Source organism: Phyllobacterium sp. LjRoot231 (assembly GCF_964253365.1).
Classification (GTDB): domain Bacteria; phylum Pseudomonadota; class Alphaproteobacteria; order Rhizobiales; family Rhizobiaceae; genus Phyllobacterium.
On record NZ_CAXUQT020000001.1, the window covers coordinates 947594 to 970744 of the forward strand.

At 57.7% G+C, this 23151-nt stretch carries 25 protein-coding genes; 7 read left to right on the top strand and 18 right to left on the bottom strand.

Going from position 1 to position 23151, the window contains the following annotated elements:
* Window positions 1-4 precede the first annotated feature (4 nt).
* Together ACSQ3H_RS04550 and ACSQ3H_RS04555 are read left to right on the top strand one after the other, a co-directional pair.
* On the top strand, window positions 5-295 hold the full coding sequence (locus ACSQ3H_RS04550; protein WP_436115947.1) for a YggT family protein: 291 nt from the start codon (window positions 5-7) through the stop codon (window positions 293-295).
* Between the two features lie 11 nt (window positions 296-306).
* Window positions 307-621, top strand: coding sequence for a DUF167 family protein (locus ACSQ3H_RS04555; RefSeq protein WP_436115948.1), 315 nt, complete (start codon window positions 307-309; stop codon window positions 619-621).
* A 3-nt stretch (window positions 622-624) separates the two neighbouring features.
* On the opposite strand, the gene ppa is transcribed toward ACSQ3H_RS04555, so the two are convergent.
* The 6 genes from ppa to ACSQ3H_RS04585 all read right to left on the bottom strand — a co-directional run bounded on the left by ppa (window position 625) and on the right by ACSQ3H_RS04585 (window position 9112).
* Window positions 625-1161 carry an inorganic diphosphatase gene (ppa, locus tag ACSQ3H_RS04560; RefSeq protein ID WP_436115949.1) on the bottom strand — a complete coding sequence of 179 codons (537 nt, stop codon included), beginning with the start codon at window positions 1159-1161 and terminating at the stop codon, window positions 625-627.
* Window positions 1162-1328: 167 nt separating this feature from the next.
* A complete protein-coding gene (locus ACSQ3H_RS04565; protein ID WP_436115950.1) occupies window positions 1329-1835 on the bottom strand; it encodes an N-acetyltransferase family protein in 507 nt (168 codons plus the stop codon).
* A gap of 126 nt (window positions 1836-1961) precedes the next feature.
* Window positions 1962-3791, bottom strand: coding sequence for a translational GTPase TypA (typA, locus tag ACSQ3H_RS04570; RefSeq protein WP_436115951.1), 1830 nt, complete (start codon window positions 3789-3791; stop codon window positions 1962-1964).
* A gap of 148 nt (window positions 3792-3939) precedes the next feature.
* On the bottom strand, window positions 3940-5325 hold the full coding sequence (gene mgtE, locus ACSQ3H_RS04575; protein ID WP_436115952.1) for a magnesium transporter: 1386 nt from the start codon (window positions 5323-5325) through the stop codon (window positions 3940-3942).
* 449 nt (window positions 5326-5774) lie between these two features.
* Window positions 5775-8216, bottom strand: a complete 2442-nt coding sequence (locus tag ACSQ3H_RS04580) for a GcvT family protein (protein ID WP_436115953.1) — start codon at window positions 8214-8216, stop codon at window positions 5775-5777.
* Window positions 8213-9112: a phosphotransferase gene (locus ACSQ3H_RS04585; protein ID WP_436115954.1), complete on the bottom strand. Its 900-nt coding sequence runs from the start codon at window positions 9110-9112 to the stop codon at window positions 8213-8215. The genes ACSQ3H_RS04580 and ACSQ3H_RS04585 overlap by 4 nt, the downstream gene beginning before the upstream one ends.
* 324 nt (window positions 9113-9436) lie before the next feature.
* Here ACSQ3H_RS04585 and ACSQ3H_RS04590 point away from each other — a divergent pair, with 324 nt between their 5' ends.
* On the top strand, window positions 9437-10204 hold the full coding sequence (locus ACSQ3H_RS04590; protein ID WP_436115955.1) for a DeoR/GlpR family DNA-binding transcription regulator: 768 nt from the start codon (window positions 9437-9439) through the stop codon (window positions 10202-10204).
* Window positions 10205-10263: 59 nt separating this feature from the next.
* A complete protein-coding gene (locus ACSQ3H_RS04595; protein ID WP_436119348.1) occupies window positions 10264-10830 on the top strand; it encodes a methylated-DNA--[protein]-cysteine S-methyltransferase in 567 nt (188 codons plus the stop codon).
* On the opposite strand, the gene ACSQ3H_RS04600 is transcribed toward ACSQ3H_RS04595, so the two are convergent.
* Window positions 10827-12206 carry a PLP-dependent aminotransferase family protein gene (locus ACSQ3H_RS04600; protein WP_436115956.1) on the bottom strand — a complete coding sequence of 460 codons (1380 nt, stop codon included), beginning with the start codon at window positions 12204-12206 and terminating at the stop codon, window positions 10827-10829. The two genes, ACSQ3H_RS04595 and ACSQ3H_RS04600, sit on opposite strands and share 4 nt — an antisense overlap.
* Window positions 12207-12405: 199 nt before the next feature.
* Here ACSQ3H_RS04600 and ACSQ3H_RS04605 point away from each other — a divergent pair, with 199 nt between their 5' ends.
* Window positions 12406-12795: a DUF983 domain-containing protein gene (locus ACSQ3H_RS04605; RefSeq protein ID WP_436115957.1), complete on the top strand. Its 390-nt coding sequence runs from the start codon at window positions 12406-12408 to the stop codon at window positions 12793-12795.
* A 22-nt stretch (window positions 12796-12817) separates the two neighbouring features.
* Here the strand turns inward: ACSQ3H_RS04605 and ACSQ3H_RS04610 are convergent, their stop codons facing one another.
* Window positions 12818-13564: an SDR family oxidoreductase gene (locus tag ACSQ3H_RS04610; protein ID WP_436115958.1), complete on the bottom strand. Its 747-nt coding sequence runs from the start codon at window positions 13562-13564 to the stop codon at window positions 12818-12820.
* A 94-nt stretch (window positions 13565-13658) separates the two neighbouring features.
* Between ACSQ3H_RS04610 and ACSQ3H_RS04615 the strand changes: the two genes are divergently transcribed.
* Entirely contained in the window at window positions 13659-14264 is a 606-nt protein-coding gene (locus ACSQ3H_RS04615) for a TetR/AcrR family transcriptional regulator (RefSeq protein ID WP_436115959.1), read from the top strand.
* A 118-nt stretch (window positions 14265-14382) separates the two neighbouring features.
* Here ACSQ3H_RS04615 and ACSQ3H_RS04620 read toward each other — a convergent pair whose 3' ends face one another.
* From ACSQ3H_RS04620 to ACSQ3H_RS04645, 6 genes are all read right to left on the bottom strand, one after another.
* Entirely contained in the window at window positions 14383-15960 is a 1578-nt protein-coding gene (locus tag ACSQ3H_RS04620) for an alkaline phosphatase D family protein (protein WP_436115960.1), read from the bottom strand.
* 202 nt (window positions 15961-16162) lie between these two features.
* Entirely contained in the window at window positions 16163-16624 is a 462-nt protein-coding gene (gene rpsP / locus ACSQ3H_RS04625; RefSeq protein ID WP_436115961.1) for a 30S ribosomal protein S16, read from the bottom strand.
* 80 nt (window positions 16625-16704) lie between these two features.
* Window positions 16705-17010: a chorismate mutase gene (locus tag ACSQ3H_RS04630; protein ID WP_436115962.1), complete on the bottom strand. Its 306-nt coding sequence runs from the start codon at window positions 17008-17010 to the stop codon at window positions 16705-16707.
* A gap of 2 nt (window positions 17011-17012) precedes the next feature.
* Window positions 17013-18596, bottom strand: a complete 1584-nt coding sequence (ffh, locus tag ACSQ3H_RS04635; RefSeq protein ID WP_436115963.1) for a signal recognition particle protein — start codon at window positions 18594-18596, stop codon at window positions 17013-17015.
* A gap of 223 nt (window positions 18597-18819) precedes the next feature.
* Window positions 18820-19140, bottom strand: a complete 321-nt coding sequence (locus tag ACSQ3H_RS04640; protein WP_436115964.1) for a BrnA antitoxin family protein — start codon at window positions 19138-19140, stop codon at window positions 18820-18822.
* Between the two features lie 58 nt (window positions 19141-19198).
* The gene (locus ACSQ3H_RS04645) at window positions 19199-19507 is read right to left on the bottom strand and encodes a BrnA antitoxin family protein (protein ID WP_436115965.1); all 309 of its coding nucleotides are present in this window, start codon (window positions 19505-19507) and stop codon (window positions 19199-19201) included.
* A gap of 444 nt (window positions 19508-19951) precedes the next feature.
* Between ACSQ3H_RS04645 and ACSQ3H_RS04650 the strand changes: the two genes are divergently transcribed.
* Window positions 19952-20773 (top strand): lytic murein transglycosylase, encoded by an 822-nt coding sequence (locus ACSQ3H_RS04650; RefSeq protein WP_436115966.1) that lies wholly within the window; start codon window positions 19952-19954, stop codon window positions 20771-20773.
* A gap of 53 nt (window positions 20774-20826) precedes the next feature.
* Here ACSQ3H_RS04650 and ACSQ3H_RS04655 read toward each other — a convergent pair whose 3' ends face one another.
* Genes ACSQ3H_RS04655 through ACSQ3H_RS04670 form a run of 4 tightly spaced genes read right to left on the bottom strand, consistent with a single transcriptional unit; the run spans window position 20827 to window position 23139 of the window.
* Entirely contained in the window at window positions 20827-21237 is a 411-nt protein-coding gene (locus tag ACSQ3H_RS04655; protein ID WP_436115967.1) for a nuclear transport factor 2 family protein, read from the bottom strand.
* Window positions 21238-21250: 13 nt separating this feature from the next.
* Entirely contained in the window at window positions 21251-21919 is a 669-nt protein-coding gene (locus ACSQ3H_RS04660) for a carbonic anhydrase (RefSeq protein WP_436115968.1), read from the bottom strand.
* Window positions 21920-21967: 48 nt separating this feature from the next.
* On the bottom strand, window positions 21968-22852 hold the full coding sequence (gene pdxY, locus ACSQ3H_RS04665) for a pyridoxal kinase PdxY (protein WP_436115969.1): 885 nt from the start codon (window positions 22850-22852) through the stop codon (window positions 21968-21970).
* A 38-nt stretch (window positions 22853-22890) separates the two neighbouring features.
* The gene (locus ACSQ3H_RS04670; RefSeq protein WP_436115970.1) at window positions 22891-23139 is read right to left on the bottom strand and encodes a hypothetical protein; all 249 of its coding nucleotides are present in this window, start codon (window positions 23137-23139) and stop codon (window positions 22891-22893) included.
* Between the last annotated feature and the right edge of the window lie 12 nt (window positions 23140-23151).

Consider the following 23151-nt stretch of genomic DNA (forward strand, 5'->3'; position numbering starts at 1 on the left):
CTGTATGCTCGCCCTCATCCGCACCATCGATCTGGCCCTCGACATTTATACCTGGATCCTTATCGCCAGCGCGATCTTCTCATGGCTCTACGCGTTCAACGTGATCAATTCGAGCAACCGGTTTGTTGCTTCTGTAGGGGACTTCCTTTATCGCGTCACCGAGCCGGCCCTTCGGCCCATCCGCCGCTTTCTTCCTGATCTCGGCGGGATCGATATTTCTCCGATAGTCCTATTACTGATTATCTTCTTCGTTCGCCAGTTTCTCTGGACCACGATCGCACCGATTCTGGTTTGACGAGAACGCCATTGTATTTTCGCAAGGAGCGTGACGGGATCACGCTCCTTGTGCGCCTGACACCGAAATCTGCAAAGGATGCGATTGAAGGGGTGGAAGCGACGGACGACGGGCGCGGTCACCTGAAAGCACGGGTGCGTGCGGTTCCCGAAGACGGAAAGGCCAATGCCGCGCTGGTAAAGTTGCTGGCAAAATGGCTGGGTCTTGCGCCGCGAGACGTAATGATTGCCACCGGAGCAACTTCGCGGCTGAAGCAGGTAAGAATTTCGGGCGATCCGGAGGAACTGGCTTTGAAGCTTGCGATTCTCGCACCGCCCGAAGTCTGATTATCAGACCTTCTTGGCGTTGTGACGTTCGATTGCTTCGGTGATGAGCTGGCGGGCGGCATCTTCATCGCCCCAATCCCCGATCTTCACCCATTTGCCGGGCTCCAGATCCTTATAGTGCTCAAAGAAATGCTGGATCTGTTTCAGGGTGATGTCCGGCAGATCGGTGTAGTTGTGCACCTTTTCGTAGCGCAACGTCAGGTGAGGCGAAGGAACGGCAATGATCTTTTCGTCCTGTCCTTTGTTGTCTTCCATGACAAGAACGCCGATCGGGCGCACATTGATTACGCTGGTAGGCATGAGCGCGCGGGTATTGCAGATCAGCACATCGATGGGATCGCCGTCATCCGACAGGGTATGCGGCACGAAGCCGTAATTGCCTGGATAGGTCATGGGCGTGTGCAGGAAGCGATCTACGAACAGCGCGCCCGAATCCTTGTCGAGCTCGTACTTGATCGGTTGACCACCGACCGGAACCTCGATGATTACGTTGACATCTTCAGGGGGATTGTTGCCGACAGAAATGGCATCGATGCGCATATTTTCAGTGTCCTTGTTAGTATGGAAGTCCTGTACTGATTTTTATGCCGCGGCGCAACAATGCCGTCGCTTCTTGGGGTTCAGGGAAGCGATTGATAGGCTCATTGAGTGCGAATGGCAAAACACAACTCTCGACTTGAGCAGTGAATCAAGAATCTGATACGGCATCAGTTCCAGACAAAAGCGATCTTCTTCAGAGTCTTGCCTTCAAAACACTCGACGCCCTCGGCAACGTCGCGGCCACCTGCACCCTGATAGAATGAAACAGCGAGATCATTGTCTTCTAGTGCCCAGACGACCATACCTTTCAGGCCCTGATCACCAAGGTTGCGGCGGGCAGCACCGAGAAGTCGCGAACCAAGGCCAAAGCCCTGATACTCCGGCCTGATATAAAGCTCATAGATTTCACCTTTTTGTGGCAACTGGCGAGCCCGGTTGGGTCCGAGAGTGGCATAACCGGCAACGACGCCGCCGACATCGGCAACGAGGATCTGGGTCGAGCGCTGGATGGCTTTGGCCCACCAATTGGCGCTCCGGCGCTCCAACATGGTATTGAGAGCGCGGTGCGGGATAATACCCGTATAAGCGCCCTTCCACGCAGCCAGATGAATGGCTGAGATCGCCACAGCGTCGGCCAATTCGGCTCGTCTTATCTCGATCACATGGGTGTTCATGGTCCTTTAACCATAGACCCGCAACCGGCGGTTTCGCAACTATGATTGGAAACGTTTTTTATGGTGTGCACGAAAAAACAAAAGCGGCGAAGACCGCCGCTTTTTCTTCACGTATAGCAGTTGAATTTAGGCTGCGCCCGCGGTTTTGCTGCTCTTTTCGAAGCGCTTGCGTTCATTCGGATCGAGGTAGAGCTTGCGAAGGCGAATGGATTTCGGCGTTACTTCCATCAGCTCATCGTCCTGAATCCAGGCAAGAGCACGTTCAAGTGTCATGCGGATCGGCGGGGTCAGCTTGACAGCTTCATCCTTGCCTGCGGCACGAATGTTCGTCAGCTTCTTGCCTTTCAGGATGTTCACTTCGAGATCGTTGTCGCGCGAATGGATGCCGATGATCATGCCGGCATACACCTTGATACCAGCTTCGATAATCATTGCGCCACGATCTTCGAGGTTCCACATGGCGAAGGCTACGGACTCGCCCTGGTCGTTGGAAATCAGAACGCCATTGGTACGGCCGGCAATTTCGCCTTTAAAGGGCTCGTACGCACGGAACAGGCGGTTCATGATAGCCGTACCGCGCGTATCGGTCAAAAGCTCAGACTGATAGCCAATGAGACCACGTGTCGGGGCGTAGAATACCATGCGGACGCGATTGCCACCGGACGGACGAAGCTCGACCATTTCAGCCTTGCGTTCGGACATCTTCTGCACAACGGTGCCGGAATATTCCTCGTCGACGTCAATCAGCACTTCCTCGATCGGCTCGAGCAAAGTACCGGTCTCGTCTCTCTTCAGAACGACGCGGGGGCGCGATATGCTAAGCTCAAAACCTTCACGGCGCATGTTTTCTATGAGAACCGCAAGCTGCAATTCGCCGCGTCCGGAGACGAAGAACGAATCCTTGTCGTCGGATTCTTCAACCTTTAGAGCGACATTGCCTTCGGCCTCCTTCATCAGGCGGTCGCGGATAACGCGGCTCGTTACCTTGTCCCCCTCAGTACCGGCAAGCGGGCTGTCATTAACGATAAAGGACATGGTAACGGTCGGCGGATCGATGGGCTGGGCGTGCAGAGCTTCGGTCACTTCAAGCGCGCAGAATGTGTCGGCGACGGTGCCCTTCTGCAGCCCTGCGATAGCAACGATGTCACCGGCATGAGCTTCCTCGATTGGCTGGCGTTCAAGACCGCGGAATGCCAAAATCTTGGAGATACGGCCCGTTTCGAGCTGGGCGCCATCTCCGTGCAACACTTTGACCTGTTGGTTCGACTTGACGGTACCGGAATGAATACGGCCAGTAATGATGCGGCCAAGGAAAGGATCGGCTTCCAGGATCGTGCCGATCATCTTGAATGGACCTTCACCAACGGTCGGCGCAGGGACATGATCGAGAACCATGTCGAAAAGCGCTGCCAGACCCTGATCCTTCGGACCTTCCGGGTTCGTTGCCATCCAGCCATTACGGCCGGAACCATAAAGGATCGGGAAATCAAGCTGTTCGTCAGTCGCGTCGAGAGCGGCGAAGAGGTCGAAGACCTCGTTCACGACTTCTTCGTGGCGGGCGTCGGGACGATCGATCTTGTTGATCGCAACGATCGGACGAAGGCCAACCTTCAGTGCTTTGCCGACAACGAATTTCGTCTGGGGCATAGGGCCTTCGGCTGCATCGACGAGAACAATAGCGCCATCGACCATGGAAAGGATACGCTCGACTTCCCCGCCGAAATCGGCGTGACCCGGGGTATCGACGATATTGATACGGGTGTCTTTCCATATGACCGAAGTTGCCTTGGCAAGGATCGTGATCCCGCGCTCGCGTTCGATATCATTGGAATCCATCATCCGTTCGCCGACGCGCTGGTTATCACGGAAGTTGCCGGACTGTTTCAATAGTTCGTCAACAAGCGTGGTTTTGCCATGGTCAACGTGTGCGATGATCGCGATATTGCGCAGTTTCATAAGGTTCTCTTTGGAGGATTGTGGACGCCACTTGAGCTGCGCCGCTTTACATTTGCGCGCTCCATACATGTTTTTTCGCAATTGCGAAAGGGGGCAAAGCGTTTTGGCCTGCATGGCAGCCATGCAGGCCTCTGGCTGAGAAGCAAAGTCAGAGCAAAGTCCCCGACAGGATCACCAGGGCGATACTGAAATAAATCACCAGCCCCGTGACATCAACAAGTGTCGCCACAAACGGGGCCGAGGCGCTGGCCGGATCGAAGCCGAGCTTCTGCATGGCAAATGGCAACATCGAGCCGGCAAGAGATCCGAACGTCACGATGCCGACCAGCGCCGTGCCGACAGTTACCGCGACCAACGGCCAATGCTGGCCATAATCAAAGAGACCAAGCATCTGCCAGGTCGTGATGCGAACAACGCCAATCAGCCCGAGGAAAGAGCCGAGCACGAGGCCGGTTGGTATTTCGCGCAAGGCAACGCGCCACCAATCCTTCAACCGCAATTCCTGCAAGGCCAGGGCGCGGATGAGCAAAGATGTGGCTTGAGAGCCGGAATTACCGCCGGAACTCATAATCAGCGGGATGAAAAGGGTCAAAACGACCGCTTTTTCGAGTTCACCCTCGAAATGCTGCATGGCGCTGGCGGTCAGCATTTCGCTCAAAAATAATACGCCGAGCCAGCCGGCCCGCTTGCGCAGCATCTGCACGAAGCCGATCTGCATATAAGGCTTGTTCAAAGCCTCCATACCGCCGAACTTCAGCGTATCCTCAGTCATCTCCTGGGTCATGGCGTCGATCACATCATCGACGGTGACGATACCGATGATCTGGTTGCTGTCATTGACCACCGGAACGGCAAGCAGATCGTGCTTGCGGAAGAGCCGTGCCACGTCTTCCTGGTCGGTCAATGGACCGACCGTTACCGGTGCGACATCGCGACCAACACTCATGATCGAGGCGTCCGGTTCGCTGGTGATCAGGCGGCGCAGGGCAACAGCTCGCAGCAGGTTTTTCGTTGCTGGATCAATGACATAGATGGCATAAATGGTTTCGCGCGAACGCTCGACTTCGCGAATGTGCTGCAGCGTCTGCGCGACGGTCCAGTTGGACGGTACGCTGACAAATTCGGTCGTCATCAGGCTGCCTGCCGTATGTGGCGGATAGCGCAGGAGCTTGCGCAGGGCTGCCGTTGTCTCGGGCCCGAGACCGACGCCAAGCCGGACACGCGTTTGCGCATCGAACTGCTGGAAGATGTCGGTGACGCGGTCGATCGACATGGCGTCGAGCAGTTCCCGTGCGGTGGCAGCGGGCAGGCCCTTTATGATATTGGCAGCCTCATGCAGCTCCGGCTGATCAAGGATCAAGACGGCGGGCTCATGCGGCATCTCGGCAAGAATCTCAATGGATTCAGGGAGTTCGAGCTCGTTGAGAAGCTCGATTGCATCGGCAGCATGCATGATTGCAAGCTGTTTTGCGATGGTTGGTGCGGGCGCCGGCTCGGCGTTGACCGCAACATCACGGAAGCGAAGATCGTTCATTTTAGCTCGCCTTTCTATCGATCCGCCGTCACAGGGGATCGAGGCGAGCTGATCTCAGATCAGGCCACGATCGCCGTTGACGGCGCAAACAATCGACTACTACTGTCGTCGTTGGGCATGAGAGATTAAACTCCGGTTGAAGATACACGGACTTGTAAACACAGGTCTGCGTGATGTCATTTGGTCCTGTCGAAAGCCAAAGTCAAGCCCTTTGATTCGCTCGTTAAAACACAACTTCGTGCACGTAAAATTCGCGTTCCGGTTGATAAACTTGCACCAGAATCGCCAATTGTTGTGTGGGTTTTGCCGATTCTTATACAAGATTCGACTCATCTTGCGCAAAAATCGCGGAGGGATCGCGATCGTGTGTTCAAAGTCTCCAGATGAAGAGCTTCATTCCACGTTCAATGCGGTCAAGTGTAACGGCCGGTACGCTGATCGGCAGTTCCCTAGGATTTTACCCTTGCATTTTCGGGATCATAAAGCGGCTCCAGATGTATCTCGGCGGCGTAGCGTTCATTGGCGACGATGAGCTCATATTTGCCGTCGGCGAGGAACGCATCGCTGACTCCGTCGGCGTTGCGTACATAGCCTAATCCGAGGGGGCTATCGATCGTATAGCCGTAGCCGCCGCTGGTGAGATATCCAACAGGCTGGCCATTGCGCAGGATGGTCTCGCGGCCGAGCAGGACAACGTCCTTGTCCACGACCGTGAATGTTGCGAGGCGTTTTTTGAGCGGAGCGGCATGGATGGCCTCGCTCGCCTGACGTCCAAGGAAATCAGTGTCCTTGCGCAGCTTCATCGCCCAGCCGAGCCCTGCCTCGAAAGGTGAGTCATTCGGCGTGATGTCGGAACCCCAGGCGCGGTAGCCCTTCTCCAGACGTAACGACTCAAGGGCGCGGTAGCCGACCGGCCTGATGCCGAATTCTTCGCCGGCCAGCATCAGGGCGTCGAAGACCGCTCCGGTTGCAACGATTGGCACATGCAACTCCCAGCCGAGTTCGCCGACATAGGTGACGCGTAACGCACGGACGACGGTCCCGGCGATCTCGATGTCGCGGACATGGCCGAAAGGAAAAGCGTTATTGCCGACATCGGTGTTGGTGACTTGGCGCAAGACATCGCGGGCTTTCGGCCCCATCAGCGACAGTGTGCCGAAGTCCTCGGTTATGTCGGTCAGTTTAGCCTCGAGGCCTTTGGCGATATGGTCCCGGATCCAGGCGAAGTCGTGAGTGCGGAAGCCGGTGCCGGTGACGATGTAGAATTTCTCATCGGCAAGTCGCGCCACAGTCAGGTCGCACTCGATGCCGCCACGCGTGTTGAGGAGCTGCGTATAGGTGAGGCGACCCGATGGTTTCGCCACATCATTGGCGCAAATATAGTCCAGCGCCTTGCCTGCATCCTTGCCGGTCAGTTCGAATTTGGCGAAGGACGACTGGTCGAAAATGCCGACCTTTTCGCGCACCTGCCGGTGTTCCCCGCCGACCGCGTCGAACCAGTTCTGGCGGCCCATGGAATAGACGTCTTCCGCTGGCGTGCCTTCCGGTGCAAACCAGTTCGGGCGCTCCCAGCCAAGCTTCGAACCAAAGACGGCGCGATGCTTTTTAAGCCGTTCATAGAGCGGCGAGACGATGGCTGGACGGCCTGACACATATTCTTCGTGCGGAAAGCCGATAGTGTAGTGTTTGCCATAGGCTTCCAGCGTGCGATCACGCACCCATTCGCGGTCCCGATGCAAATTGGAAAAGCGCCTGATATCGACGGTCCAGAGATCCAGCGGCGCTTCGCCATCGACGACCCATTGTGCCAGTACCCAGCCTGCACCGCCACCGGAAGCAATGCCGAAAGCGTTGAAGCCCGCGCCGACGAACATGTTGGAACACTCCGGCGCGACGCCGAGAATGAAATTGCCATCGGGCGTAAAGCTTTCCGGGCCGTTGATCATCTGCTTGACACCGGCGGTTTCCAGCGCCGGAATACGTTCGATCGCCTGCAGCATGTGCTGTTCGAAATGGTCGAAATCATCGTCGAACAGGCGGAACTGCCAGTCATTGGGTACGTCGCCGGTCATCCAGCCCTGCGGATTGGGCTCGTAACCGCCCATGACCAGACCACCGACTTCTTCCTTGAAATAGGTGCGCCGGTCGGGATCGCGGATGGTCGGCGCATTCGAGGACAGGCCGTCGATCTTTTCGGTGATGATATATTGATGCTTGACCGGCTGCAGCGGCACATTGATGCCAGCCATCTCGCCGACCTGCCGTGCCCATTGCCCGGCGCAGTTGACGACTTTTTCGCAGGCAATGTCGCCCTGATCGGTCTTCACCTTGACGATCCTGTCGCCATCTATCTCGAAGCCGGTGACGCGGATGTTCTCGATGAGTTTCGCGCCATGCATGCGGGCGCCGCGCGCCAAGGATTGTGTGATGTCAGAGGGGCTGGCCTGTCCATCGGTTGGCAGCCAGCTCGCGCCGACGAGATCGTCGACGCGCATCAGCGGCCACATGGCCTTGACCTCCTGCGGCGACAGGAGGTGCATTTCCATGCCGAAACTTCCCGCAGTGGTTGCGAGGCGGCGGAACTCGGTCCAGCGGTCCTGGTTGGTGGCAAGGCGCAAACAGCCGGTCATCTTCCAGCCTGTGGCAAGGCCGGTTTCCTCGTCGAGGCGTTTGTAGAGATCAACGGAATATTTGAGCACGCGGGTAATCGAAGCGGAGGAACGCAACTGCCCGACCAGACCCGCCGCGTGCCAGGTAGAACCGGAGGTGAGCTGCCCCATCTCCAGGAGGACCACATCGGCCTTGTGGTCCTTGGCAAGGTGGTAGGCAGTCGAGCAGCCGATAATACCGCCGCCAATGACGACGATCTGGGCATGGGAAGGCAATGTCATAGGGCAGTCTTTCCGTAGGTGGTTCTATAGTGATCAAGCGCCTGATCCAGCCGCTGCAGGTTCTCGGTGGTATAGGCGACGTAATCGACGCCCGGTGCTTCGAGGTAGAGTTCAGAAACCATGCTCCACATGGCTTCGCGCAGCAACGAGGCACATTGCATGGCGGCGTGGGCGCGTTTGAGTTCCCGGTCGGGGGCGCCTTGAAAATAGGCTTCAAGCAGCGCTTCGGATTCGTCCTCGCTGAGTCCGGCATTGGAGCTGAGGCCTGCAAGATCGAACATGCCGGTGGAAAAGCCGGCATATTCGAAATCGATCAGCCAGAGGCGGTTTCCGTCGTCGAGTATATTGGCGGGCAAGAGATCGTTATGGCTGAAGATGATCGGCAGCGGCCTTTGCACCGCCTCCATTTCCGCCGCGATGGCGAGATAGGTGGCGAGATGTGGCACCATGCGGCTGTTGCCCGCCTGCAGTGTCCGGGCATAATCACGGATGACGTGGAAGACCCAGAACATGAAGCCGGGCCCGAGAATATGTTCGGGCATGGTCGTGTGGAATTGCCGGATCATTTCGGCGATACGCGGAATATTGGAGCGGACATCGCTGGCATCGTAGGTTCTCGCGCCAAGGAAGGCGGTAACCATGACGCCGTCGCCTGCATGGAACAGTTCGGGGGCAAAACCGGCGCGATGGGCCGCCTTGGCCGTCATCGCCTCGCGGTCGCGGAATACATGGTGAAACGGATAGTCCGTCCCGAAGCGCACGACATATTTGCGCCGTGCATCCTCTACCACATAGCTCTCATTGCTGATCCCGCCTTTCAACAGCGCAATATGAATATCGCCTTGCCAGAGAGGCAGGGCGGCGATGCGCTGTTTGATAGCGGAAGGTGGTGTCATCGGCTGATAAATGCGTGGTTCGACAGACTCACCATGACGAAGCTGGTCTGTTTAAGGAGGGTTGTGGGCTCTCCAAGAACAGGAATCCGTCTGTGGCAAAGACTTCTATTATGCATCCCCATATCTGCTTCTTGGTTATTTTGCAGGGATACTTCCCCCTCATGATGAGCCTGTCGAACCACGCATTTATCTAATAATGTGATATTCTGCCTTTATTTCACCTATGTCAACAGGTTTTTGTGGTGATTTGTGGCTTTGGTGACCGATTTGAATGAATCGTGTGGTAATGTTGTTGAAAATTTACTCTTGCTTAGGGTTTCGGGCATGAATTCCAAAAGACACGGTGAGATCAAGCGGCTGCTGCAGGACGAGGGAACGATCTCGATCGCGGACCTGGCGCACAAACTCGGCGTATCGCTCGAGACGATCCGGCGCGACGTAAAGCCCATGACCGATGAAGGCATAATCGTCAAAATCCACGGTGCCATCGGCCTGCCGCAGCACCTGGGCGAGGCGCCGTTCGAGATCCGCATGCGCGAAAACGCCACCGCCAAGCGCATGATTGCGCAATGGGTGGCGCGGACGATCCAGGACGGCGAATCCATCATGCTGGACACTGGTACAACCACGAGCTTTCTCGCCCGCGAGTTGCTGCAGCACCGAAACCTCACGGTTATAACCAATTCATCCGATATTGCCCGAACGCTGGCGACAGTAAATGGCAACAGGGTTTTCATGGCGGGAGGCGAGTTGCGCAGCGATAGCGGAGCGGCCTTCGGGGTCTCGGCTATCGAGTATGTCAACCGTTTCAGTGTCGCCCATTCTGTCATTTCCGTTGGTGCGATGGATGCGGTTGGCGGACTGACCGACTACGACCTGGAAGAGGCGGAATTTGCCCGCACGGTTCTGTCGCGCGGTGCACGCTCGATCGCCATCACAGACGCGGCGAAATTCGGCAAGCGTGGCCTGGTTCAGGTCTGCGGTTTTGGCGGGTTCGGTGAACTGGTGACCGACCAGGAACCGCCGGCAGATATCATGCAGGCGCTTCACGCTGCGGGTACGGTTGTGAACATTGCCGGCAAGAATTCCTGAAACGGGTGGGCGTCGCGCGCCGGAGTGCTAGAATCACGCGTGAATCGGAGATTGACGTGATGAAGATTTTGCTGCGGAGGTCCATCCAGACGCCACTTGGTTCAATGATCGCCATGGCGAGCGATGAAGGATTGTCATTGCTGGAGTTTGACGACCGGCCAGCTTTGCCGGGTGAGGTAGAGGAGCTCGACAAACGCTACGGCTATTCGATCGAACCCGGTCGCAACGCCATTCTTGACCAGATCCAGGCGGAGATGAACGCCTATTTCGCCGGTAAGCTCACCGAGTTCGAAACACCGCTTGTGCTGCCGGGCATGCCGTTTCAACGGCAGATATGGTCGAAGCTGCAGGCAATTCCCTATGGTGAAACACGCACCTACGGCAGCATAGCCCGGGATCTTGGCAAACCGGGTTCGAGCCGTGCCGTCGGCGCGGCCAACGGGCAAAACCGCGTCGCCATTGTGGTCCCTTGCCACCGCGTCATTGGTGCGGATGGCTCGCTGACAGGCTATGGCGGCGGGCAGCGGCGCAAACGCTTTCTGCTCGATCTCGAACACCGGGTCTTTGCCAGCATGGCGAACCGGCCGGTCTTCCATCCAATCACGGCACAGGGAAGCTTCTTCTAGACAATCAGGCCTGTACTGAACTGCGGTTCATGCAGCAGCCGGTCCAGCAGCCGCAATCCCTGTTCGAGACGCGCACGATCCGGTGCTGCGCCGAGTGAGACGCGAACCGCCTCGTCTGACGAGCTTCCGACACTGAAGGCCGGTGCAGGCACGATGCCAAGACCGGAACGGCGGGCAAGTGCGGCGAACTCGGCGGCATTCCGTTGTGCGGGAAGGGTGAGCCAGAGATGGTGTCCCGCCGGCTCGGCGGCATAGGTCCAGTCCTTGAGAATGGAGGCCGCCAGCGATTGCCGCGCGCGGCTTTCCTCCCGTATGGCACGGGCGATCTGCTGCAGCGTGCCGCTTTCGATCCAGCTTGTTGCCAGCGCGGCCAAGAGCGGCGACGCACCCGGATTGCTGGCACGCAGGCTGGAGGCCAGCTTCAAAACGTCCAGCGCCGACGGACAGACGACATAGGCGATGCGCAGGGCGGGCGTCGCGCATTTCGACAGGGTAGCGATGTGCCAGGTAAGGTCAGGTGCCAATGATGCGATAGCCGGCAACGGCTGGTCGAGGAGCTCCGCATAGGGGTCGTCCTCGATGATCGCGATCTTGCATCGGCTGGCAATTTCAGCAATGGCCTGGCGCCGTGGCAGCGGCATGGTAGCGGTGGTCGGATTGTCGATCGACGGGACGACATAGAGCGCCTTGGGTGCATGGCTCCGGCAGCACTCTTCGAATGCCTCCGGCACGATGCCGTGTTCGTCCATGGCGAGCGGCTGCAGCGTGAGCCCGAGGATCGCGGCGACTGATTTCAGGCCCGGATAGGTAAGCGTTCCGGCGCAGATCGAGCCCTTGGCGGCGACGAGACTGCAAATGGCAAAGAGTGCGCTTTGCGCGCCGCATGCAACGAGGAGCCTATCGGTCGAGGGTGTGCCGCCAAAGCGCGGGGCGAGCCATTGCGCAGCGGCGTGGCGGGCGGCTTCCGTTCCGGTTGTTTCCTGATAGGAAAGAAATTGGCTGGAGGTGCCGGCGAGCAATGAACTGACGCCTCCGGCGATGCGGTTATGCAAATCGGCCTCGGCCGGTTGCGGCGGTATATTCATGCTGAGGTCGAGTTCGGCCGCCGGGGCAGCCGGAGTTGGTTGAGTGGGCCATGTCTTGACGAAGGTGCCGGAGCCTGTCCTCGCTTCGATCAGATCAAGACGCCGCGCCTCGTTCAGCGCCCGCGTAACTGTGGTAAGGTCAATTCCGAGCTGGCGCGCAATCTCACGTTGTGACGGCAGCATATCGCCTGAGGTCAGCAGGCGAGCGGCGATATCGGCATTCAAAGCATCGACGATACCTTGGTGCTTGTATCTCGAAGTGGCGGCGATGCGAGGCTTCCAGAGGGCCATAGTCTGACTCGTTGTATGGGTAAGTATCCATACAATTACAGGCGAGTTCAGGCGATGGCAAGTCGAATTGTCGCTGATAAAGCGAATTCTCTTTCGTTTCCTCCCTACAAGGAGTATGTATTTGGGGCGAGATTACTGATTGTATGGATATGGATTTCTGAGAACCATACGGTTGCAATCGGGTTGAAAGGCAGAAATCATGTCACATGTTCACTATCATCCTACTGAAAACCCGATGAAGACCGGGATCCTGGGGCACTGTCCACGATGCCAGCAGGGGCACCTGTTCAACGGTTTCTTGAAACTGGCGCCATCCTGCGAGGTTTGCGAGCTTGATTATTCCTTTGCCGATCCTGCCGACGGTCCGGCTTTCTTTGCCATGACGATCGTCGCCGTCCCGGCTCTGGTGTTCGCGCTGTGGCTGCAAACGACGTATGAAGTGCCGATCTGGGTGCATCTCATCACGACGCTACCCTTGACACTGCTCGGCAGCCTGCTGCTGTTGCGGCCTCTGAAGGGCTGGCTGGTCTGCTCGCAATATTTCCACAAGGCCGAAGAAGGCAAGCTCGTGCGCAAGGGTGATATCTGATCCACCCTCGCGCACAGGTTGATCAGGCGTTGGCGCCGCCATCGATGGTGAGCGACGCGCCGGTGACGAAACGGCCTTCCTCACCAGCCAGGAACGCGACAAGACCGGCAATATCCCTTGCCTGGCCGAAACGCGGTATCGCCATGCGGGCGCGCTGGCCATCGGCGTGATCGCCATTGGCGGGGTTCATGTCCGTATCGGTCGAGCCCGGCTGGACAATGTTGGCTGTGATTTCCCTCGGGCCAAGGTCCCGTGCCAGCGCCTTGGTCAGACCCGTGAGGGCGGCCTTGCTGGTTGAATAGGCGATGAGACCGGGGAATGGCACGATCTCGCCGAGATTGCTGCCGATGGTGATGATGCGCCCGCCTGCGCCCATCAGCGCCGCTGCAGCCTTCGAAGCGACGAAGCTCGCCCGGACGTGGATCGACATGACACGGTCGAACTCATCGAGCGTCAGCGCATCGACGGTATCCATCGAGTAGACACCGGCGCTGTTGACCAGAATATCCAGCCTGCCGAGCCTCGCGTGGGTCTCATTGACAGCCGCTTCGACAGCGGCTGCATCGAGATTGTCCGCCTTGATGGCGATGGCGCGGCGGCCAAGCTTCTCGATAGCCCTGACGGTCTCTTCTGCCTTGGCGGCGGCGCTTGTGTAAGTGACAGCGATATCGGCGCCATCCTGCGCCAGTTTCAATGCGATCGCGGCGCCGATGCCGCGACTGCCGCCAGTGATCAGAGCCACCTTGTTTGCGAGATCAGACATGCTCATTCCTTTTTTGTAATGATCGATACAGAACTCCCTAGAATGCTTGCATCAAGCCGTCAAGTGATTTATGAACTGATTGCTACAGAAAGGAACATCCATGTCGCCGAAGGGCCGCCCACGTGCATTCGATCGCGATGCAGCGCTTGAACGCGCCATGCGGGTTTTTTGGCAGAAAGGCTACGAGAGCGCTTCCTTGGCCGATTTGACCGAGGCGATGCAGATCAATGCGCCAAGTCTTTATGCTGCGTTCGGCAGCAAGGCAGGTTTGTTCAAGGAAGCTGTCGAACTCTATACGAACAAGGTCGGGCAGCGCATCAAGCACGCCCTGCCGATGGCGGCGACAGCAAAAGAGGGCGTTACAGATTTCCTCATGCAGACGGCCTTGTCGCATACGAGTCCGGATCAGCCGCACGGATGTATGGTGGTGCTTGGCGCGCTGCACGGCGAGGAAGGCTCGGATACGCCGTGCTCGTTGCTGCGTGAACGGCGCCTCGACAATGTGACGCTCTTACGCGAGCGGTTGGAGCGCGGGGTAAGGGAGGGTGAGCTTTCGGAGAAGGTCGATCTCCAGCAGGTTGCCGAATTCTACGCGACCGTGCAGCATGGCATGTCTATCACGGCGCGCGACGGCGCGTCGCTGGAGCAATTGATGAAGACGGCCAATGCCGCTATGGCCGCCTGGGGTGGGCTGACTTCACCCTGATGGGCATCTGATGCAATTTTCTGCGCTTCCGGTGCTCATGGACGAAAAAGTCCACTGCGCTCCGGTTCTCGAAAATCACACCAGCTGACTCATCAGACTGAATTCAGATGTGGCAGCATCAGATCGAGCGGACCGGATCGAGCGTCACCTTGTAAAGTTCGGCATCCTCACGGTCCATCAGGCGCACGGTCATCTGTTCGCTGGTCGCATCGATATCGACAAGGCCGAAGAATTGCAGCCCGGCTGAGGGCGGCAGGTTCTGTCCCTGTTCGGCTGTCGGTGCCTTGATGAATTTGAGTTCCGGCCCGAAGGTCTGATCGAGATCGTTGGGGCCGAAGGTTCCGGCATGAATTGGGCCCGAAACGAATTCCCAGAATGGCTCGAAATCCTGGAACTGCGCCTTGTCCGGATTGTAATAGTGCGCAGCCGTGTAATGCACATCGGCGGTGAACCAGACGGTGTTGCGGATGCCGGCGGATTTGATGAAGCGCAGTAGATCGGCGATCTCGAGCTCCCGGCCCTTTGCCGGACCATTGTCGCCATTGGCGACGGCTTCCGCGCCTTTCTTGTCTTTGCCATTATCCCAGACGATCAATCCCAGCGGCATGTCCGCAGCGATGACTTTCCACGTCGCCTTGGAATTGAGCAATTCGCGTTTCAGCCACCGAACCTGCCGTTCGCCGAGGATGGAGGATTCCGGCGTAATCGTATCTTCCATGTCCGGACCATTCGGGCCGCGATAGGAACGCAAATCAAGGAAGAAAACGTCGAGAAGCGGGCCATAGGCGATCTTGCGATACACCCGCCCAGGTTCAGCAGGAGTGTAGCGGATCGGCGTCATCTCGTGAAAGGCACGGCCGGCCCGGGCAGACAGGAGCGCGATGGACTTTTCCGTGTAGCGATCGTCGGCGGTCAGGTCTTTGGAGGAAGACCAGTTGTTGAGTACCTCATGGTCGTCCCACTGGAGGAAAGTCGGGCAGATGGCATTCAGGGCCCGGACGTGATCGTCCAGCAGATTGTATTTCCACTGGCCGCGATATTCGTCCAGCGTTTCGGCCACTTTGCGCTTTTCATCGGTGATGATGCGGTTCTTCCACTTGGTGCCGTCCTTCAAGGTGGTCTCTTCGACCAGAGGCCCGTCGGCATAGATCGTATCGCCCGAGTGCAGGAAGAAATCCGGCGTGTGGCGAGCAATGGTCGCATAGGTCTTCATGCCAGTCTCGTCGATACCCCAGCCCTGGCCCACCGTATCGCCGGACCAGGCAAAGCGGATATTGCGCTTTTCCATAGGGGCGGTTTTGAAACGGCCGACAATCGGTTCCGAAACGGCATTGAGGTCGCTGAGATCAACTGCAGTCAGGCGGTAGAAAATATCCTGATCCGAAACGAGGTCCGTCAACAGCTGCTTTACCGCAAGATCACTGTCGGGAAACGCGTTGAGTGGCGGTAATGAGTAGGCGTTTGCAAAGCTTTCAGTGGTGGATACTTCGATATTGACACGGGCAGGCCGGTCGGTACGCGTCCAAATCATGCCCGTCGTCGCGTCGACGTCGCCGGACTGAACACCATGGGTAAAGACCGGGCGGGAACTTGCGCGTGAGAAGGACGGCAGGGCAAGACCTGATGCGGCGGTCAGCGCAACGGCTCCGGTTGAAACGAGGAAGTTGCGGCGGGTGAAGGGAGCCGATCTGGTCATGAATGTTCTCTCCGGGCTGGCTGACGCATAACCCCAAAACCGGAACCGGTTTTAGGAAGGATTATGCGCCGATTCAAAGTGGCTGGCTGCTCCTTCTTTGCGCGGAGAACGTTTCAGTTTTTTTGCAGTTCTGTGAAGTTTGCTCAAAACGAAAACGGGCGGCAAAGCCACCCGTTTCGTCGTCAATAGCAGAAGCTGATTATCAGCTTGCAGTTTCTTCAGCCGGAGCTTCTTCCGCAGGGGCTGCGGCAGCTTCAGCGGCAGCGGCCTTGGCGGCTTCAGCAGCAGCGGCAGCAGCTTCGGCATCGGCAATAACCTTGGCCTTCGCATCTTCTTCAGCCTGCTTGGCCAGAGCAACGCGCTCCTGCGCCTTCTTGCCCGGCAATGCCTTTTCAGGATTACTGCGGGTGTCGCGCTTGGCGATACCGGCCTGATCGAGGAAACGCAGAACGCGATCTGTCGGCTGTGCGCCGTGGCCGATCCAGTAATTGATGCGGTCAGCGTCGAGCTTGACGCGGTCGCCGTCTTTGGGGAGCATCGGGTTCCATGAGCCGACGTTTTCGATGAAACGGCCATCACGCGGTGAACGAACGTCAGCAATGACGACGTGGTAGTAAGGACGCTTCTTTGACCCTGCGCGGGCCAGACGGATTTTCAGTGACATTGGTATTCTCCTTAAAGTTGATCTTTTTTGTTTGCGCAATTCCGGACGGAAAACCGCATTACACTTTTCCTGGAATTGCTTTAATCGCCGTTTTCCTTGGCGGCTGTTGTTTCGTGATGCCTGATCACTTCCTTGACGATGAAGTTCAGGAACTTCTCGGCAAAATCAGGGTCGAGGCCGGACGACTGGGCAAGGGAGCGCAGACGTTCGACCTGATGTTTTTCGCGGTCCGGATCGGCTGGTGCGAGACCGTTCTTCGCCTTCAACACGCCCACTGCCTTGGTGCAGCGGAAACGTTCGGCGAGCATGTGGATCAGCGCTGCATCGATATTGTCGATGGAGGCGCGCAGCTGGAGCAATTCCTTGGGGAGGGACGAGGACGACATATTCACCCTTTCTTCTTAGGCAGGCCGGGAAGGCCACCACCGAGGCCAGGCAGGCGCGGCATGCCGCCGCCGAGGCCACCTAGTCCACCAGGCAGACCACCGAGGCCGCCCGGCAAGCCGCCGCCCTTGCCGAAACCGGCGGCTTCCGCCTGTTTCTGCAGGGCTTCGAGCTGCTTCGGGTCCATCTTGGACAGGTCAGGCATGCCACCCATGCCGCCGCCCAGGCCACCAAGACCCATCTTCGCGCCAAGGCCGCCCATCATCTGTTTCATCATGCCGCCTTTGCCCTTGCCGCCCATCGCCTTCATCATGTCCGCCATCTGGCGGTGCATCTTGAGAAGCTTGTTGATGTCGGCGGCATTGGTGCCGGAGCCCTTGGCGATACGCTGCTTGCGGGAGTGCTTGAGCAAATCGGGATTGCCGCGCTCGGCTTTGGTCATCGACGAGATGATCGCGAGCTGGCGTTTGAAAATGGAATCGTCCAGACCGGCCGCAGCCATCTGGTCCTTCATCTTGCCCATGCCGGGCATCATGCCCATGATACCGCCCATGCCGCCCATCTTCTGCATCTGTCCGATCTGGTCGGCCAGATCGTTGAGATCGAACTTGCCGGACTGCATCTTCTTCGCCATCGCCGCGGCTTTTTCCGCATCGATGTTTTCGGCTGCCTTTTCGACCAGCGAAACGATGTCGCCCATGCCGAGGATACGGTCAGCGATACGGCGGGGGTAGAACTCCTCCAGCGCATCCATTTTTTCGCCGGTAGCGATCAGCTTGATCGGCTTGCCGGTGACGGCACGCATGGAAAGGGCGGCACCGCCGCGGCCGTCGCCGTCCATACGGGTAAGGACAAGGCCGGTAATGCCGACGCGCTCATCGAAGGAGCGCGCAAGATTGACGGCATCCTGGCCAGTCAGCGCATCGGCGACGAGCAGAATTTCGTGCGGATTGGCCTTTTTCTTGATGTCGGCCATTTCGATCATCAACGGCTCGTCGATATGGGTGCGGCCGGCCGTATCGAGGATGACCACGTCATGGCCGCCAAGCTTGGCCGCTTGCACGGCGCGTGCGGCTATCTCGACTGGCGTCTGGCCCGCGATGATCGGCAAAGTATCAACGCCGGTCTGCACGCCGAGCTGACGCAATTGTTCCTGTGCCGCGGGGCGGCGCGTATCGAGAGAGGCGAGCAGCACCTTCTTCCTCGACCGCTCCGTCAGGCGCTTGCCGATCTTGCCGGTGGTGGTGGTTTTACCCGAACCCTGCAGACCGACCATCATGATGACGACCGGTGCGGGCGCATTCAGATCGATGGTGACGCCCTCGGCGCCGAGCATGTCGACCAACTCGTCATGGACGATCTTGACGACCATCTGGCCGGGCTTGATGCTTTTGACAATGTCAGCGCCAACCGCCTTGGCGCGAACCTTGTCGGTGAACGAACGGACGACATCGAGCGCAACGTCAGCTTCGATCAGCGCCCGGCGCACTTCGCGCAAGGCGGCCGCTACATCGGCATCCGACAGCGCGCCGCGGCCTGTCAGGCCGTTCAAAATCGAACCCAGTCGTTCCTGTAAGCTCTCGAACATCCAGTTTTCCTTTATCCTTTCAGGGACCCGTTTCCGCAAAAGGTAAGTACGATCCGCGCCAAGGCAATGAGCTCAAAGCAAAATGACACCCGAGGGCGCATCGCGCTGTCGGGTGTTGACCTCCGGGATCGTTCAAACCCTTGCGGGGTCCCGGTTGGCTGCTCGGAGTCTCAAAACTCGTCGCGGATTGATGTGCGGCTTAAACAGGAATTGGCGTGGCAAGTCAATACAGCGTGTTGTCGTGCTCGTTTTTCACGCCGGTCGCGGCGCGCAGGATCTCCTCGATGCGGTTTTGCCAGCCAGGACCACCCGACAGAAAATAGTCGAGCAGATCGGCGCTCAGCCGGATCGAGACCTGCACCTTGGGCGTATCCCCAGGCGGGTGTCCCGGCCAACGCATGGTAAAGGCGTAGGCCAGAGCCTTGCCCGGATCGAGAGCTGCTTTGGTCAGGGCGGCATCCTCTCTGGAGGCAACAGTAGCGGCATAGGCTTTCACCCGCGCAACGAGGTCTTCCTTCCAAGCCTTGAATTTATGATCTGACATGATTGATCTACCTCTGTGAAAGCAACCTTACACATAACGAATGCGGCAAATACCTTTGTTAATTCTGCTTTTTCAGACTGGCCTCCTCGCGCAGTGTTTCGTCGATACGGCCCTGCCAGCCGGGTCCTCCCGAGCGGAAATAAGCCAGTACGTCGGGGCTGAGCCGGATCGAAACCGGTACCTTGGGGCTTTGTGCAAGGGGGCGGCCCGGTCTGCGTTTGGCCAGGCTGTGGACCAGCGTGATTACCGGGGCTTCCGGCTCATCATATGGGAGTGCAGCCTTTTCGCTCAGGATAATGCTGTCGATGGCAAGCTGGATACGGGCCAGACGATCCGCGCGTTCCTCCTCACTTAAGGTCTTTGGCATTTTCGTTCACCAGTAGTCTGTTGTGTAATCGAATGATCTATGGGGTAAGCATTGATTCGGTATTTTTCAAGTTAAAACTCATACGAAAGTAGTAAAATTAATTTGAAGTCCTATTTTAGTATATACAGAAAAACACATGTCTTGATTGTTTGATATATATGAAGCCAATGCGCGTCTTAATACATGAATTCTACTAGTTAAAACTTTCAGTTGTATTCTATATACGCAGCCGTACCTACGTCGTATTGCAACTGCAGATTGTATCTAACCATTCTGGTTCTGACACGTCGAATTTGACAAAGCGCGTAACAGAATATCGAAAAAGCCCGAAAAGAAGGACAAGTTGGGACGTTTTGACCAATAAATGGGTGATTCTGCCAGATGACAGCACCACCGAAAAATGGCAGATAGAGCACGAGCGATTCAACCTTTGAGGAGATTTTCATGGCATTCGTTGCCAAAGGCAGATTTTTTGCGGCCGTAGCGACCGCGCTTCTTGTGACGGCGGGTGCGGCGCAGGCAGCCGCCTCGTGCGGCAAAACTTCCGCAGGATTCGAGTCGTGGGTCCAGGGTTACAAGCAAGAGGCGCAGGCGCAGGGGGTTGGCAGCAGGGGCATCAATGCGCTGGACACTGTGAACTATGCCACGAAAACCATCAATGCCGACCGCAACCAGAAGAGCTTCAAATATTCGCTCGACAAATTCATGCAGGTCCGGGGCGGTCAGACGATCATCTCGCGGGGTAGAACGCAGAAGGCGCAGAATGCAGCGCTGTTTGCCCGCATCGAACAGCGTTACGGTGTTCCCGCTGGTCCGTTGATTGCGATCTGGGGCATGGAAACAGGTTTTGGCAGCTTTATGGGCAATCAGCACACGCTTTCCGCCGTCACCACGCTCGCCTATGACTGCCGTCGTCCCGAATATTTCCGCGACCAGCTGAATGCCGCTTTGAAGCTTGTCGACAATGGCACGCTCGCTCCCAATGCCATAGGCGCAATGCATGGCGAAATCGGTCAGACGCAGTTCCTTCCGCTCAATGTCCTGCGCTATGGCGCAGACGGCGACGGCAATGGACGTATTGACATGGTCCGTTCGAAGGCCGACGCACTGGCTTCGACAGCGAATTTTCTGGTCGGACATGGCTGGCAGCGGGGGGCGGGTTACCAGCCGGGACAAGCGAATTTCGGTGCCATTGCAGGCTGGAACGCTGCGAGCGTTTATCAGCAGGCAATCGCCATTATAGGTGCAAAAATCGACGGCGAATAATCCGCTGCGTCTATTGATGTTCGAGGCCGGTACGTGGTGCCGGCCTTTCCTTTTTAGAAGCCTTCGCAGGCTCCGCCTAGCGAACTCTGGGCGCTTTCTATGATCCTGCCGTTGCGAAAGTTGAAGATCTCGCGCGTGTAGGTGGTGTTCGACGGGAATTGATAGCAGACGAAAACGGTCAACGTATCGCCTTCCGCGGTGCCGATACGGTGGCGCACCTTGGCGCTGCGCACCGCATTCTTCCATTCATCGAGGCTGGCCAGAAATTCATCCTTGGTCTGGATCGTATCGATGTCTTCAAGAATGACCGTCGCGTCATCAGCCAGAATTTTGTCGAATACCGCGCGGTCGGCGGTACCAAGCGCAGAATACCAGCTTTCGATGATTGCATTCTGCGCGTCGTCCGCCGGGACAGGAAGCGTCGTTAGAAGAATGACGGCGATCATGAACATCAATCGCGCCATTCTCTTGTCTCCCCTATTCCAGCGCGGTGGCGCCGACCTCTTCGGGGTCGGGGCGAAGGAAGTCACCGGTTTCCGGATTCATGATCCATAGTTCGCCGGTGGAAATGTCGAACCAGGCGCCGTGCAATGTGAGACGGCCCTTCTTCTCGAGGATATCGATACACGGAAAACTGCGCAGGTTCTTCAGCGAATACCGGATGGAAATGCGTTCCAACGCAGTCTGGCGCTCAAAGGGTGTCATCAGTTCGTTGGCGGAAACCGCGTCCGCTGCGGGGCCGACGAGGCTCATCCACTTGCCGATGAAATCGCCGGGGGAAAGCGGCTGACTGTCACTGTCGAGCGCCGCCTTGATGCCGCCGCACCGGCCATGGCCAAGGACGACGATGTTCTTGACCTTGAGGCTCTGCACGGCAAATTCGAGCGCTGCCGAGGTGGAATGATATTCGCCGTCCGGTGCGTAAGGCGGCACGAGATTGGCGACATTGCGAACAACGAATATCTCACCCGGCGCCGTGTCGAAGATGATTTCAGGTGCCGAACGGGAGTCGCAGCAGGCGATGACCAGTGTTTCCGGCGTCTGGCCCTGGTCTGCCAGCTGCTTGTAGCGCATGGTCTCGTTGGCATAACGCTGCGCCATGAAGTTGCGATAGCCGGTGAGGAGTTTCTCAGGAAGCAGGGTCATGGACTTTGATTAATCCTGATCTGAAACAATATCAATTGGTCTCGTGGACTATGCCCGAATGCCCTTGCTTGGATGCACGAGCCGGCGCATCTGCGTCATCGCCATGGGCGTGGAAAGGCTGGACGCGTCGGCCTCCAGCATCAATTCGTCGGCGCCGCGCTTGGCGGAGCGGGCCATGATCTCGAAGACCGAGGCGGTGGTGCGCTGCAGCACCTGTTCGAGGTCAAGACCGGCGAGCATGCGGGCAAGGAACAGGGCGGAGGTGAGGTCGCCAAGGCCGTTGGTGGGGCCGGTGACGAGGCGGTGTTCGGCAAGCAGTGCCAGAGAATGGGTGACAAGCAGATTGCCCGTGCCGCCCGCGATCATCGGATGCGCCGAGGTGACGAGCATCGTGCCCGGCCCCGCGTGCAATGCCGCTTGCATGATGGCCTTGTTGTCCGGAAGTTCCGCCCCCGTAAGCCATGCGAGTTCGAAACGGTTCGGCGTCGAGATATCGGCGAGCGGCATCAGTTGATCGCGAATGCCGATTGCAGTTGCCTCCGGAACGTAAAGGCCCTTTTCATCGCCGATCACCGGATCGCACAGATATAGCACGTCCTTGTTGCGGGCTTTTACGGTCTTGACCAAACGTGCGACGCTCGCTGCCTGCGCCGCATTGCCGAGATAACCGCTCATGATGCCGCTGACTTCGCTGAGCCAGGGCGCACGCTCGAGGTCAGCGATCAGGTCGTCGAACTGCTGGGGCTCCGGCACAATGCGCTTGGCCGGTCCGTGTCCGGGATGCCATGGCAGGATAACCGTCGGCACGGCCCAGACCGGGTGGCCGAGCGTTTCAAGTGCAAAGACTGCGGCACGATTGCCGACCGAGCCACGCACGACATGGCTGGAAATGACGATGATGGCATTGGAGGACGGAGCAACGGAACTGGTCATTGGAAATACTCATGCGAGAGTTCGGGCAAGAGCGCGACTCAGCCCTTGCCGACTATAGAACTGATCAACCAGATAATCATGGCGATCAATACAAGCAATCCCAGAAACCTGCCGATGCGTGTGCCCCAGACTTCGATCGAATCGGCTGAATCAGCATCCTTGGCGGAAAAATGGGTCTTTGTGCGTTCGATAATGGACATGCCCCCGGCGGCGGATTCGCGATTGATACGCTCGATAATGCGTCTGGATTCTGTGTCTGGCTGGTGCTGGCCGTCCTGTTCAGGCATGAGAAGACCCTG

Excerpts from the sequence above, each read along its gene's own strand:
- ACSQ3H_RS04550 (WP_436115947.1), top strand. The coding sequence starts at position 5 with ATGCTCGCCCTCATCCGCACCATCGATCTGGCCCTCGACATTTATACC.
- ppa (WP_436115949.1), bottom strand. The coding sequence starts at position 1,161 with ATGCGCATCGATGCCATTTCTGTCGGCAACAATCCCCCTGAAGATGTC.
- ACSQ3H_RS04565 (WP_436115950.1), bottom strand. The coding sequence starts at position 1,835 with ATGAACACCCATGTGATCGAGATAAGACGAGCCGAATTGGCCGACGCT.
- typA (WP_436115951.1), bottom strand. The coding sequence starts at position 3,791 with ATGAAACTGCGCAATATCGCGATCATCGCACACGTTGACCATGGCAAA.
- mgtE (WP_436115952.1), bottom strand. The coding sequence starts at position 5,325 with ATGAACGATCTTCGCTTCCGTGATGTTGCGGTCAACGCCGAGCCGGCG.
- ACSQ3H_RS04580 (WP_436115953.1), bottom strand. The coding sequence starts at position 8,216 with ATGACATTGCCTTCCCATGCCCAGATCGTCGTCATTGGCGGCGGTATT.
- ACSQ3H_RS04585 (WP_436115954.1), bottom strand. The coding sequence starts at position 9,112 with ATGACACCACCTTCCGCTATCAAACAGCGCATCGCCGCCCTGCCTCTC.
- ACSQ3H_RS04590 (WP_436115955.1), top strand. The coding sequence starts at position 9,437 with ATGAATTCCAAAAGACACGGTGAGATCAAGCGGCTGCTGCAGGACGAG.
- ACSQ3H_RS04595 (WP_436119348.1), top strand. The coding sequence starts at position 10,264 with ATGAAGATTTTGCTGCGGAGGTCCATCCAGACGCCACTTGGTTCAATG.
- ACSQ3H_RS04600 (WP_436115956.1), bottom strand. The coding sequence starts at position 12,206 with ATGGCCCTCTGGAAGCCTCGCATCGCCGCCACTTCGAGATACAAGCAC.
- ACSQ3H_RS04605 (WP_436115957.1), top strand. The coding sequence starts at position 12,406 with ATGTCACATGTTCACTATCATCCTACTGAAAACCCGATGAAGACCGGG.
- ACSQ3H_RS04610 (WP_436115958.1), bottom strand. The coding sequence starts at position 13,564 with ATGAGCATGTCTGATCTCGCAAACAAGGTGGCTCTGATCACTGGCGGC.
- ACSQ3H_RS04615 (WP_436115959.1), top strand. The coding sequence starts at position 13,659 with ATGTCGCCGAAGGGCCGCCCACGTGCATTCGATCGCGATGCAGCGCTT.
- ACSQ3H_RS04620 (WP_436115960.1), bottom strand. The coding sequence starts at position 15,960 with ATGACCAGATCGGCTCCCTTCACCCGCCGCAACTTCCTCGTTTCAACC.
- rpsP (WP_436115961.1), bottom strand. The coding sequence starts at position 16,624 with ATGTCACTGAAAATCCGTCTGGCCCGCGCAGGGTCAAAGAAGCGTCCT.
- ACSQ3H_RS04630 (WP_436115962.1), bottom strand. The coding sequence starts at position 17,010 with ATGTCGTCCTCGTCCCTCCCCAAGGAATTGCTCCAGCTGCGCGCCTCC.
- ffh (WP_436115963.1), bottom strand. The coding sequence starts at position 18,596 with ATGTTCGAGAGCTTACAGGAACGACTGGGTTCGATTTTGAACGGCCTG.
- ACSQ3H_RS04640 (WP_436115964.1), bottom strand. The coding sequence starts at position 19,140 with ATGTCAGATCATAAATTCAAGGCTTGGAAGGAAGACCTCGTTGCGCGG.
- ACSQ3H_RS04645 (WP_436115965.1), bottom strand. The coding sequence starts at position 19,507 with ATGCCAAAGACCTTAAGTGAGGAGGAACGCGCGGATCGTCTGGCCCGT.
- ACSQ3H_RS04650 (WP_436115966.1), top strand. The coding sequence starts at position 19,952 with ATGGCATTCGTTGCCAAAGGCAGATTTTTTGCGGCCGTAGCGACCGCG.
- ACSQ3H_RS04655 (WP_436115967.1), bottom strand. The coding sequence starts at position 21,237 with ATGGCGCGATTGATGTTCATGATCGCCGTCATTCTTCTAACGACGCTT.
- ACSQ3H_RS04660 (WP_436115968.1), bottom strand. The coding sequence starts at position 21,919 with ATGACCCTGCTTCCTGAGAAACTCCTCACCGGCTATCGCAACTTCATG.
- pdxY (WP_436115969.1), bottom strand. The coding sequence starts at position 22,852 with ATGACCAGTTCCGTTGCTCCGTCCTCCAATGCCATCATCGTCATTTCC.
- ACSQ3H_RS04670 (WP_436115970.1), bottom strand. The coding sequence starts at position 23,139 with ATGCCTGAACAGGACGGCCAGCACCAGCCAGACACAGAATCCAGACGC.